The organism is Mycolicibacter nonchromogenicus (assembly GCF_002101775.1).
GTDB lineage: Bacteria > Actinomycetota > Actinomycetes > Mycobacteriales > Mycobacteriaceae > Mycobacterium > Mycobacterium nonchromogenicum.
The window spans coordinates 1-11,004 of record NZ_LQPI01000091.1; the positions used below are offsets into that span (position 1 = coordinate 1).

The 11,004-nt window shown below is 67.8% G+C and carries 11 protein-coding genes and 1 pseudogene; 6 read left to right on the forward strand and 6 right to left on the reverse strand.

The genetic code is table 11. The features are described from left to right. The 4 genes and pseudogenes from AWC18_RS21760 to rfbA form a co-directional block, all read left to right on the forward strand. A pseudogene (locus AWC18_RS21760) lies at positions 1–400 on the forward strand (hypothetical protein); the annotation flags it as partial. Positions 401–429: 29 nt separating this feature from the next. Continuing rightward, complete coding sequence (locus AWC18_RS20775; RefSeq protein ID WP_085139971.1) at positions 430–1,191, forward strand: maleylpyruvate isomerase family mycothiol-dependent enzyme; 762 nt, start codon at positions 430–432, stop codon at positions 1,189–1,191. 22 nt (positions 1,192–1,213) lie between these two features. Beyond that, the gene (locus tag AWC18_RS20780) at positions 1,214–1,573 is read left to right on the forward strand and encodes a nuclear transport factor 2 family protein (RefSeq protein WP_085139980.1); all 360 of its coding nucleotides are present in this window, start codon (positions 1,214–1,216) and stop codon (positions 1,571–1,573) included. Positions 1,574–1,604: 31 nt separating this feature from the next. Continuing rightward, complete coding sequence (rfbA, locus tag AWC18_RS20785) at positions 1,605–2,471, forward strand: glucose-1-phosphate thymidylyltransferase RfbA (RefSeq protein WP_085139972.1); 867 nt, start codon at positions 1,605–1,607, stop codon at positions 2,469–2,471. A gap of 6 nt (positions 2,472–2,477) precedes the next feature. Here rfbA and AWC18_RS20790 read toward each other — a convergent pair whose 3' ends face one another. Further along, positions 2,478–3,104, reverse strand: a complete 627-nt coding sequence (locus AWC18_RS20790; RefSeq protein WP_234806618.1) for a TetR/AcrR family transcriptional regulator — start codon at positions 3,102–3,104, stop codon at positions 2,478–2,480. Positions 3,105–3,171: 67 nt separating this feature from the next. Here AWC18_RS20790 and AWC18_RS20795 point away from each other — a divergent pair, with 67 nt between their 5' ends. Further along, on the forward strand, positions 3,172–4,620 hold the full coding sequence (locus AWC18_RS20795; protein WP_085139974.1) for a carotenoid oxygenase family protein: 1,449 nt from the start codon (positions 3,172–3,174) through the stop codon (positions 4,618–4,620). Between the two features lie 9 nt (positions 4,621–4,629). Continuing rightward, complete coding sequence (locus AWC18_RS20800) at positions 4,630–5,070, forward strand: DUF1707 domain-containing protein (protein WP_085139975.1); 441 nt, start codon at positions 4,630–4,632, stop codon at positions 5,068–5,070. Here the strand turns inward: AWC18_RS20800 and AWC18_RS20805 are convergent. The 5 genes from AWC18_RS20805 to AWC18_RS21765 all read right to left on the reverse strand — a co-directional run. Then, the gene (locus AWC18_RS20805; protein ID WP_085139976.1) at positions 5,067–6,371 is read right to left on the reverse strand and encodes a pyridoxal phosphate-dependent aminotransferase; all 1,305 of its coding nucleotides are present in this window, start codon (positions 6,369–6,371) and stop codon (positions 5,067–5,069) included. The genes AWC18_RS20800 and AWC18_RS20805 overlap by 4 nt on opposite strands. 64 nt (positions 6,372–6,435) lie before the next feature. Then, on the reverse strand, positions 6,436–9,189 hold the full coding sequence (locus AWC18_RS20810) for a (Fe-S)-binding protein (RefSeq protein ID WP_085139977.1): 2,754 nt from the start codon (positions 9,187–9,189) through the stop codon (positions 6,436–6,438). A 236-nt stretch (positions 9,190–9,425) separates the two neighbouring features. Beyond that, a complete protein-coding gene (locus AWC18_RS20815) occupies positions 9,426–10,016 on the reverse strand; it encodes a hypothetical protein (protein WP_085139978.1) in 591 nt (196 codons plus the stop codon). Between the two features lie 69 nt (positions 10,017–10,085). Continuing rightward, positions 10,086–10,448 (reverse strand): DUF3054 domain-containing protein, encoded by a 363-nt coding sequence (locus tag AWC18_RS20820; RefSeq protein WP_064997043.1) that lies wholly within the window; start codon positions 10,446–10,448, stop codon positions 10,086–10,088. Between the two features lie 25 nt (positions 10,449–10,473). Continuing rightward, positions 10,474–11,004: hypothetical protein (locus AWC18_RS21765; RefSeq protein ID WP_085139979.1), on the reverse strand; the 531-nt coding region annotated here is incomplete at its 5' end.

Genomic DNA, 11,004 nt, shown 5'->3' on the forward strand with positions numbered 1-11,004 from the left:
GGCCCCCGCACCCCCGATCCAGCAGCCCGAGCTGCCGCCGATCTTCCGCCCACCCGCCCAGAACCCGTCCAACAAGGGCAGTAACCCGTCGTGGCTGCCGGACAACAACGGGGGCGGCAACAAGGGCAGTAACCCGTCCTGGCTGCCGGACAACAATGGGGGCGGCAAGAAGGGCGGCAACCCGTCCTGGTTGCCCGACAACAATGGGGGCGGCAAGAAGGGCGGCAACCCGTCACCATGGCTGCCCGGCGCCGGCAGTAACGGCGGCGGCGCGAATCCGTGGATCCCTGGCCTCGGGCGCGTCGGCGACAGCGGCGGTTCCTGGTTCCCCGGCCTTGGCGGTGGCGGCCAGGGCGGTGGCGGCCAGGGCGGCGGTCAAGGCGGCGGCTGGCCCTTCTGAGCCGGTCCCACATCCACTAGCCTGACGGCGTGGACTACGCCGCAGCACTGCTCGATGAGACACGCGCATTCGGTGAGTTGATCCGCGCCGGTGATCCGGAGGCGGCGGTTCCCACCTGTCCGGGGTGGAACCTCACGCAGCTGTTTCGGCACTACGGGCGTGGAAACCGTTGGGCTGCACAAATCATCGCCGAACGGATGGACGGTCCGCTGGACCCGCGCGAAGTGGTCGACGGTAAGCCGCCCGCTGACACCGATGCGGCTATCGAGTGGCTGCACGATGGTGCACAGCGTGTGCTGGACTCGGTTGCCCAGAGCGGGCCGGACACGCCGGTGTGGACGTTTCTGGGTCCTCGCCCTGCCTCCTGGTGGGTGCGGCGCCGGTTGCACGAGGCGACCGTGCACCGTGCCGATGCCGCACTGGCGCTCGGCCACGACTTCACCCTGGCGCCGGAGCTGGCCGCCGACGGGATCGGTGAGCTGCTGGACCTGGTCCCCGCACTGCTGGTACGCAACGGATCTGGGTCGCCGCTGGCCGACGACCAGAGTGTGCACCTGCACGCCACCGACGACGGCCTCGGGGCGACAGGGGAGTGGACCGTCCGACGGCCGGCTGGTAGCGACACCGTGAGCTGGTCGCATGAGCATGGCAAGGGCTCGGTGGCCCTGCGTGGCTCGGCGCGCGACCTGTTCTTGGCGGTCACGCGGCGGGTGCCGGTGGCCGAGGCCGACATCGCGATCTTCGGCGACACCGCGGTATGGCAGAACTGGATTGACCACACCGCCTTCTGATCGGGCGGTAGTTTTGGCGACCATGAGCACATCGGAGATCGCAACGGTCCTCGCCTGGCACGACGCCCTGACCGCCGGTGATCTGGACACCCTGGAACAGCTGTCCAGCGACGACATCGAGGTGGCCGACGCCTCCGGCGCCGGGCAGGGCCATCAGGCGCTGCGCAAGTGGGCCGCTTCGGTTCAGGTGAAAGCCGGGATCGGCCGGATGTATGTGCACGGCGGTGTGGTGGTGGCCGAACTGATCCCCGAGGATGCGGGCGCACCCCAGGCGGTCGCCTTCCGGGTGGTGCACGACCGCGTGACCGCGGTGTTCCGCCACGATGATCTGGACGCCGCCCTGACCGCCACGGAGCTCACCGAAGCCGATCGGGTCGACTAGCCCGCCGTGGTCAGCGGTTAGGGTAGGCGGCATGCGCGGGATCATCCTGGCCGGTGGATCCGGTACCCGCCTGCATCCGATCACCATGGGTGTGAGCAAGCAGCTGCTGCCGGTGTACGACAAGCCGTTGGTCTACTACCCACTGTGCACGCTGATGCTGGCCGGCATTCGCGACATCCAGGTGATCACCACCGGTCACGACGCGCCCGCATTCGCCCGACTGCTGGGCGACGGCAGCGCATTCGGAGTCGACATCAGCTACGCCGTTCAGGATCAGCCCGACGGTCTGGCGCGGGCATTCGTGATCGGCGCCGACCACATCGGCACCGACTCGGTTGCGTTGGTGTTGGGAGACAACATCTTTTACGGCGCGGGTCTGGGGACCAGTCTGCGACGTCACCAATCCCTATCCGGTGCGGTTATTTTCGCGTACTGGATGGCCGACCCTTCGGCATACGGCGTGGTTGAGTTCGACGGTGACGGGTCAGCGGTGTCGATCGTGGAGAAGCCGGCCGCGCCTCGCTCGCACTACGCGATACCCGGGCTGTACTTCTACGACAACGACGTCGTCGAGATCGCCAGGGGTCTGAAGCCTTCCGCGCGTGGCGAGTACGAGATCACCGACATCAACCAGACCTACCTCGATCAGGGCCGGCTCACGGTCGAGACCCTGGCTCGGGGCACCGCGTGGCTGGACACCGGGACTTTCGACTCACTGCTGGACGCCGGCGACTACGTCCGCACCGTTGAGCGCCGCCAGGGCCTGAAGATCGGCGTGCCCGAAGAGGTGGCCTGGCGGATGGGTTTCATCGACGACGACACGCTTGCCACCCGTGCCGCGGCGCTGTGCAAGTCCGGCTACGGCGACTACCTGATGGGGTTGCTGGATCCCCGCTGAGGGCGCTCACTGGCCGAGGATTGCGCTCGCCCGCCGCAGCGAGCGCTCGGCGTTCTCCCGGCTCTCGCCCATCCCGACGAACATGTCGATGGTCATCGGGCTCAGGATCTGCGTCAGAGCCCGGCCGTCCTGCTCGAACGTGCCGACGATTTCCAGCAGCACCACACCGTGGATCATGCTCCAGATCCGTCCCGCCAGAGCGGCGGTGTCGTCGGCCCGGATCCGTCCGGTGGCGATGATCCGCTGCACGGCGGTGAGGAGTTGATCGAAGGTCGCCGTCGCCACCGGCGACTCGGGAACGTGAAACTTCTGCGGCGCGGCGAGGCCGAACATCAGCCGGTACCGCTGCGGGCTGGCCAGCGCGAACTGCCGGTAGGCGTGGCCCATGACGAAGAAGTCCGCCATCGGGTCGTCGGTCTGGGGGGCGGCCGCCAGCGCGGCACCGAACCGTTCGAACGCGGCGGAGATGATCGCCTCCAGCAAGCCGTTCATCCCGCCGAAGTGGGTATAGACCGCCATGGTGGACGCCCCGATCTCGGCGGCGACCTTGCGGGCCTGCAGGGCTTCGGGCCCTTCGCTGTCCAGCAGCCGGGCGCCGGCCTCGATCAGGCGATCACGCGGGTTGGAATCCACCCTTGCCATCCTGCCATAACAGTGTTATACCTAAACCCATAACATCGTTATGGACCGGAGGTGTCCGATGACTACCAATCCCTACCTGGAGGGCGGGTTCGCGCCGATCGCCCAGGAGTACACCCTCACCGAGTTGGCGGTGACCGGGACCATCCCGGACCACCTGGACGGGCGCTACCTGCGTAACGGCCCCAACCCGGTCGGCGAGATCGATCCAGCCTTCTATCACTGGTTCATCGGCGACGGCATGGTCCACGGCGTGCGACTTCGCGACGGCAAGGCCGAGTGGTATCGCAACCGGTACGTGCGGGGCCCGCAGACCGCGGCTTCCCTCGGCGAGTCGCCGCGCCCCGGCCGCCACGGTGGGGCATCGGGAATCGGCGCCAACACCAACGTGATCGGCCACGCCGGGCGAACCCTCGCGCTGATCGAGGGCGGGATCTCCTGCTATGAGCTGACCGACGAGCTGGACACCGTCGGCGCCTTCGACTTCGACGGCACCTTGGCGGGCGGGTATACCGCGCATCCCAAGCGTGACCCCGAAACCGGTGAGCTGCATGCTGTTTCCTACGCGTTCAACCGCGGCAACACCGTCCAGTACTCGGTGATAGGCACCGACGGCCGCGCGCGGCGCACCGTGGATGTCGAGGTCAGCGGCTCGCCGATGATGCACGACTTCTCGCTCACCGAAAAGCACGTGGTCTTCTATGACCTGCCGGTCACGTTCGACAGCCGCCAGGTCGCCCAGGGCGCGGCACCCCCCGGTCTGCGGTTGCCGGTGCGGCTGATCATGTCTGCCCTGATCGGGCGGGTACGCATCCCGGACCCGATCACGGCGCGCTTGCCCATGCCGAAGAGCGCGGTGCGCACCATGCCTTACCGGTGGAACCCGAAATACCCTGCGCGAGTGGGTGTAATGCCTCGGGAGGGGGGCAACGCCGATGTTCGGTGGTTCGAGGTGGAACCCTGCTACGTGTTCCACCCGATGAATGCCTACGACGAAGGCGACACCGTCGTGCTCGACGTGGTCCGGCATCCGAAGATGTTCGACACCGAGATGCGCGGCCCGGCCGAGGGCCTGCCCACGCTGGAACGCTGGACCGTCGACCTGGCCGACGGCAAGGTCCGTGAATCCCGGGTGGACGACCGCGGCCAGGAGTTTCCCCGCGTCGACGAACGGCTGGTCGGCAAGCGGCACCGATTCGGCTACGCGGTCAGTATCGGCAACGGTGTGGTTCCCGACGCGACGTTGATCAAACACGACCTGACCGGCGGCTCGGCCGCCACACGATCGTTCGGCGACGGAAAGCAGTTGGGCGAGTTCGTCTTCCATCCCAAGGATGCAGACTCAGCCGAAGACGACGGTGTTCTGATGGGCTTCGTCTATGACAGTGCGACCGACACCAGCACGCTGGCCATCCTGGATGCGGCCACGTTGGAGGACGTCGCGGGCATCCACCTGCCGCACCGTGTTCCCGCCGGATTCCACGGCAACTGGGTGCCTACCGGGCAATAGGGGTGCGACATGACCACAGACACATCGGGTTCTGCTGTTCGCGTAGGTGATTCGGAGCGGGAGAGTACCGCCGACCAGCTGGGTCAGGCATTCACCCAGGGCTACCTGTCGATGCATGAGTACGAGACGCGACTGACCCGGGCGTTCGAGGCGCAAACCGCCGGAGCGCTGCAGGATCTGGTCGCCGATCTGCCTGTCGCACAGATCGTCAGAGCAGACCCGCGCCGCCGTGCACAACGCGACGCTGCTGCCCGGCGAGGCGTGCGGATCCACCTGAGTGCTTACCTGGCGGTGTCGGTGTTGATGATCGGCATCTGGCTGGTGACCGCGATGTTCGCCGGTGCGTGGTACTTCTGGCCCGTCTGGCCGATCCTCGGATGGGGCATCGGCATCATCTCCCACGCCGTTCCGGTGGGGGCGTGCGCGCGAAAGGTTTTGTCGACGAACTAGGGCCGGTAGCTGACCAGGAAGTTGCCCAGGCGCTCGATGGCGTTGGACAGGTCGCGGGCCCACGGCAGGGTCACGATGCGCAGGTGGTCCGGCGCCGGCCAGTTGAAGCCGGTGCCCTGGGTGACCAGGATCTTCTCCTGCAACAACAGGTCCAGCACCAACTGCTCGTCGTTGTCGATCGGGTAGACCTCGGGGTCCAGTCGCGGGAACGCATAGAGCGCACCGCGGGGCTTCACGCAGGAGACTCCGGGGATCTCGTTGAGCTTGCTCCACGCCACGTCGCGCTGTTCGAGCAGTCGCCCGCCCGGCAGGACCAGGTCATCGATGCTCTGGTGGCCGCCCAATGCCACCTGAATGGCGTGCTGCGCCGGCACATTCGGACACAGCCGCATGTTGGCCAACAGGTTGATGCCCTCCAGGAAGCTGGTGGCGTGCTCCTTGGGGCCGGTGATCGCCACCCAGCCGGAGCGGTAACCGGCCACCCGGTAGGCCTTGGACAGGCCATTGAAGGTCAGACACAACAGATCCGGCGCCAGCGTGGCCAGGCTGGTGTGCTCGGCGTCGTCGTAGAGGATCTTGTCGTAGATCTCGTCGGCCAGCAGCAACAGTTGGTGCTTGCGGGCCAAGTCGGCGATCTGGCTGAGCACCTCGCGGCTGTAGACCGCCCCGGTCGGATTGTTGGGGTTGATCACCACCAAAGCCTTGGTGCGTTCGGTGATCTTCGATTCCATGTCGGCGATGTCGGGCTGCCAGCCCTGGGTTTCGTCGCACAGATAGTGCACCGGTGTGCCGCCGGCCAGCGAGGTCGACGCGGTCCACAGCGGGTAGTCCGGGGCTGGGATCAGCACCTGGTCGCCGTTGTCCAGCAGTGCCTGCAGCACCAGCGAAATCAGCTCGGATACGCCGTTACCGAGGTAGACGTCGTCGACGTCGAAGCGGGGGAATCCGTCCACCAGTTCGTAGCGGGTGACCACCGCTCGCCGGGCCGGCAGGATGCCCTGGGAGTCCGAGTAGCCCTGCGCATACGGCAGCGCCTGGATCATGTCCCGCATGATCACGTCGGGTGCGTCGAATCCGAATGGTGCCGGGTTTCCGATGTTGAGCTTGAGGATGCGGTGCCCCTCGGCCTCCATCCGGGCGGCTTGGGCGTGGATCGGACCACGAATCTCGTAGAGGACGTCCTGCAGCTTGGTCGACTGCGCGAACGTACGCTGCCGTGGCTGACTGCCGGCGGCAGGCCAGGGCATCTGGTGCGGTAACGAATGAGCGGTCACGTCAACAATGGTCCCATAGCTGTCCAATCAAAATTTGCTAGAGAAACAAGTTGGGGCCGTATGTGCACCCATACGGCCCCAACCTGTTATCTCAGCGTTTGCCCGGCGGTCGCGCGCCGCGCTGGATTCCCAGACCCTTCACCGGCGGCTGTTCCTTGGGCGCCTCCGCCGCCGGAGCGGCCTCGGGAGCCGCCTGCGCGCTCTCGGGCTCGGCGGCCTCCGGCGCGGCAGCCGGTTCCGCGGCGGGAGCCGACTGTGCGGCCGGGGCGGCCGGAGCCGCCTTCTTGGCACCCGGGCGCTTGGCGCCTGCTGCCAAACCCAGACCCTTGACCGGTGCAGCCGGAGCGGCCGGTGCAGCCGGAGCTGCCGGTGCAGCCGGAGCTGCGGGCTCGGCCGGTGCCGCGGGTGCGGCGGGCTCTGCCGGTGCGGCGGTGCTGGCCTCGGCGGCCGGAGCAGCGGGGGCAGCCGCTTTCTTGGCACCCGGGCGCTTGGCTCCGCCGGCAAGCCCGAGTCCCTTCACCGGTGCCGCGGCCTTGGCCTCGGCAGCCGGCCTCTCCGCCGTCGCGGTGGCCACGGCAGCAGGTGCCGGAGCCTTTTCCTCGGCCTTCTTTGGGCCGGCCTTGGCGGCGGCCTCGGCGGCAGCGCCCTTGGCCGGCAGGATCACCGAGTCCATGTCCAGCGACTCCAGCAGCAGCTGGGCGATGTCACGCACGTCCACATCGGAACGCCCGGAGGCTTCGATGCGGTCGTCGATACCGTCGCTGACCATCACCCGGCAGAACGGGCAGCCGGTGGCGATGGTGGTGGCTCCGGTGGCCAGCGCCTCGTCGACGCGGTCGTGGTTCACCCGCTTGCCGATGTGCTCTTCCATCCACATCCGGGCACCGCCGGCGCCGCAGCAGAACGAGCGGTCGCGGTTCCGCGGCATCTCGACCAGGTTGGCTCCCGACGCCTCGACCAGTTCGCGCGGCGGCTCGTAGACCTTGTTGTGGCGGCCCAGGAAGCACGGGTCGTGGTAGGTGACCTCCCGCGACACCGGAGCGACCGGAATCAGCCTCTTGTCCCGGACCAGCCGGTTGAGCACCTGGGTGTGGTGCAGCACGGTGTACTCGCTGCCCAGCTGCGGGTATTCGCGAGAGATCGTGTTGAAGCAGTGCGGGCAGCTGGCGATGATCTTGCGGTCCGGCTTCTCCAGGCCGTCGAACACCTCGTTGAGCATCTCGACGTTCTGCGATGCCAACTGCTGGAACAGGAACTCGTTGCCGGCGCGGCGGGCCGGGTCACCGGTGCAGGTCTCGCCGGTGCCCAGCACCAGGAACTTCACCCCGGCAGCGGCCAGCAGCTCGGCGGTCGCCTTGGTGGTCTTCTTGGCGCGGTCCTCATAGGCCCCCGCGCAGCCCACCCAGAACAGGTACTCGAACCCGTCGAAGCTGTCGACGTCCTGGCCGTAGACCGGGATGTCGAAGTTGAGCTCGTCGATCCAGGAGGTGCGCTCCTTGGCGTTCTGGCCCCACGGGTTGCCCTTGTTCTCCAGGTTCTTGAACAGCACGCTCAACTCGGAGGGGAACTCCGACTCCACCAGCACCTGGTAGCGGCGCATGTCGACGATGTGGTCGATGTGCTCGATGTCCACCGGGCACTGCTCGACGCAGGCGCCACAGTTGGTGCACGACCACAGCACGTCGGGGTCGATCACGCCGCCTTGTTCGGCGGTGCCCACCAGCGGGCGGACGGCCTGCTCCGGGCCGGAGCCGCCGATGCGCTCGAAGCCCTTCTCCGGGACGTGGTGGCCGGCCAGCGGCTTGGCGTCGGCCAGATCGACATCGCCTTCCGGCAGCGGCTTGTCGCCGAGCAGGTAGGGGGCCTTGGCCATCCAGTGGTCACGCAGGTCCATGATGACCAGCTTGGGGCTCAGCGGCTTGCCGGTGTTCCAGGCCGGGCACTGCGACTGGCAGCGGCCACACTCGGTGCAGGTGGCGAAGTCCAGCATGCCCTTCCAGGTGAAGTCGTCGATCTTGCCGCGGCCGAAGACGGCGTCTTCCGGCGGGTTGTCGAAGTCCAGCGGCTCGCCCTGGTATTCGATCGGCAGCAGCGGGCCCAGCGCGTTCGGCAGTCGCTTGAAGGTGACGTTGATCGGGGCCAAGAAGATGTGCAGGTGCTTGGAGTTCAGCACGATCAGCAGGAAGCCCAGGGCCACGGCGACGTGCAGCAGCAGTGCGGTGGTCTCGAGGATCTCGTTGACCGTGAGCCCCAGCGGAGCCATGAGCCTGCCCATGAGATGCGACAGGTAGGCGCCCTTGCCGTAGGGCAGGGTGCCGGTGTTGGCCGCCGCCCCGCGCAGCAGCAGGAAGGTCCAGACCACGTTGAGGATCATCACGAGGATCAGCCACGCGCCGCCGTTGTGTGAGCCGTAGAAGCGGGAGGACCGGCCGTGCTCAGTCGGGTTGCGCAGGACCCGGATGATCATGAACACGACGATCGACAGGGTGACCGCGGTGATGAAGAAGTCCTGCATGAAGCCCAGCACGTCCCAGTGGCCGACCAGCGGTATGGCGAAGTGCGGGTTGAACATCTGACCGTAGGCCTCGATGTACACCGTGATCAGGACGAAGAACGCCCACATGGTGAAGAAGTGCGCGAGGCCCGGGATGGACCACTTGAGCAGCTTGGCCTGGCCGGCGACCTCACGGAGCTGGGTCTCGATCCGGGTCTTGATGTCGGAGGTCCGCTCGGCGCCCACCTTCTGACCCGACTTGACCAGCCGGAACAGCCAGAACACCCGGCGGGCGGCCAGCAGGCCGACGAGTCCGGTCATGGACAGGCCGACCACCAGCCTGATCAGCATCTGGGTATTTTCGGTCACGGAGTGCCTCTCCCATCCACAAGTTACCGGCTAGTAACTTAGCTATGGTTACCGACGGGTAACTTACCGCCGATTCTGCGCAGCACCAGTTCAAGCCCCAATCGGTGCTCGCTCATAGTGCCACTCCGAGGCCGCTCAGCGCGACAAAGGCTGGCCTAACTCCACCCGGCGGGCGACGGCCCGGACGGCCTTTCACGCGCGGTGAGGCAATGCCGAACTCAGAGTCCGGGCAGCGGGATGACGATCTCCGGGGGCCGTCGGGTGGTCGTGGGAGTCTCCGGGGCGGCGGTGGTGCTCGGTGCCGTCGTCGTGGGTTCCTCGGTGGTGGTCGGCGGCGCGCTCGTGGTGGGCGGCTCGGTGGTGGTCGTCGTGCTGGGTGCCTCGCTGGTGGAAGGCGGGGGCTCGGATTCGGTCGGCGGCGGCGGGTTTTCGGCGGTGGCGGTGTCGGACGGGGCCTGCGGCGGGCCGGGTGCGGCGGGTTCTTCAGCGGGCTCTTCGGCAGGCGTCGAGACGCTGGACGTCACGGTGGTGGTCGCCGGCGCGGTGGGGGTCGGCTCCTTATGTACCAGCCGGACCATGCCCCACACCAACAGGGCGATCAGGAGCGCGGTCAGCACGCCGAGACCGACCAGCGCGGCTGGCCGCAGGTACCAGGGGGTGGGCGGCGGGGGTTCGGTCCACTGGGGCTGCTGGCCGGTGGCCTCGCGGTACTCGCTGTAGGCCGGCTCGCCGTAATTGCCGTTGCCGCCATAGTCGTAGCCGGCCATCTGGGTCGGGTCGTTGTTGGGGTCGTCCGGCGATCGGTTCACACGCACCGAGGGTAGGTGCCGTGCCTGACAAAATCCCGCGACGACCCTGGCTGCAACCCGTCAGCTGCCCTAACGGCGACGCGCGACAAGCTCGAAGACAGCTCGCCAGCCGAGCAGAAACACCGCGGTGACTGTCGACGCGACCAGGATGAAGCTCGCCGCCACGCCGGCCGAGGTCGCGTGGCGCAAAAGCATGCCGACCAGCACTGTGGATATCCAGACCGTCACCCCGGTGGGCGCCAGTGCGGTGGGCCTGCGCCAGCCGCGCGACAACAGCCAGCCCAGCACCGTGCCGCTCAGAAACGGCCAGGCTGTGGTGGCCAGGCCACTGAGCGTGATGCCCTCGGCGTGGCTGCGCCGGCCGAGGGCGCAGAAGATCACCACGGCCACCACGTCGATGCCGAGCAATGCCAGCGTCCGCGGTGGTTGCATGCGGCGAGAGTACCGGGCTGGCCGGCTACCGGCGCGGCGGCAGGGTGATCACGGTGGGCAGATCGGGAACCTTGGGGATCGGCGGGATGGTGATCACCGAGGGCAGGTGCGGCAGGTGGCGGCGCGTGGTCTCGTTGGCGGGCGGCGCCTGCTGTGCCGGCGGCTGCTGGGGCGGAGCCTGCCGGGGCGGGGCCGCCGGTGGTGCGGTGGTGCTGGGAGCGCTGGAGCTCGTCGTCGTGCTGCTGCCGGGGGTGGTGCTGCTTGTGGTGGTGCTGGTGCTCGACGAACTGGTCGCCGGGGTGGTGCCGCCACCGGGACCGCGGCTGGTCAGCTGGATGATTCCCCAAATGACCAGCGCGAGCATGACCGCGATCAGCCCGAACCAGGCGATCAGCACCGACCGGCGGCGAAACCATGGAGTGTCGGACAACGCGGCGAAGTCGGTGCCCTGCGGGTCGGTTGGCTGGTCAAAGGTGCCGTAGGAGCCGTATTGGGTCGGCGCATCGCCGGGGTGTCGCCCCGGGTTGGGGGGACCGAGCGGCGCCGGGGGCGGGCC

Excerpts from the sequence above, each read along its gene's own strand:
- AWC18_RS20780 (WP_085139980.1), top strand. The coding sequence starts at position 1,214 with ATGAGCACATCGGAGATCGCAACGGTCCTCGCCTGGCACGACGCCCTG.
- rfbA (WP_085139972.1), top strand. The coding sequence starts at position 1,605 with ATGCGCGGGATCATCCTGGCCGGTGGATCCGGTACCCGCCTGCATCCG.
- AWC18_RS20795 (WP_085139974.1), top strand. The coding sequence starts at position 3,172 with ATGACTACCAATCCCTACCTGGAGGGCGGGTTCGCGCCGATCGCCCAG.
- AWC18_RS20800 (WP_085139975.1), top strand. The coding sequence starts at position 4,630 with ATGACCACAGACACATCGGGTTCTGCTGTTCGCGTAGGTGATTCGGAG.
- AWC18_RS20820 (WP_064997043.1), bottom strand. The coding sequence starts at position 10,448 with ATGCAACCACCGCGGACGCTGGCATTGCTCGGCATCGACGTGGTGGCC.
- AWC18_RS20810 (WP_085139977.1), bottom strand. The coding sequence starts at position 9,189 with ATGCTGATCAGGCTGGTGGTCGGCCTGTCCATGACCGGACTCGTCGGC.